1 pseudogene is annotated in these 320 nt (G+C 63.8%); it reads left to right on the top strand.

Going from position 1 to position 320, the window contains the following annotated elements:
• Window positions 1-258, top strand: a pseudogene (locus tag E5162_RS14825) (hypothetical protein); the annotation flags it as partial.
• Between the last annotated feature and the right edge of the window lie 62 nt (window positions 259-320).

Genomic DNA, 320 nt, shown 5'->3' with positions numbered 1-320 from the left:
CAGAACGGGACCGGCGGCGCGACCGAGGCCATTCGCTCCATCGCCGAAGTGATCGAGAAGATCTCCGACATCTCCAGCGGCATCTCTGCCGCGGGGGAGGAGCAATCGGCGGTGACCCAGGATATCTCGATGAACATGCAGACGGCAGCCGGCGGCGTGACGTCGGTCAACGACTCCATTTCCGATATCGCTCAGACATCGGAGTCCGTTGAAGAAGCCGCAGGCCGTCTCCAGGCGCTGGCCGAGCAGGTCGCCTGAGGCTTCATCACTCGAACCTTGTGATCAGGGTGCAGGCGGTCCTTCAGCGAGGCTGACGGGCC

The organism is Marinicauda pacifica (assembly GCF_004793635.1).
Lineage (GTDB): Bacteria > Pseudomonadota > Alphaproteobacteria > Caulobacterales > Maricaulaceae > Marinicauda > Marinicauda pacifica.
Note: the sequence above shows the minus strand (reverse complement) of the source record. Positions and strands in the feature narration are given on the sequence as shown.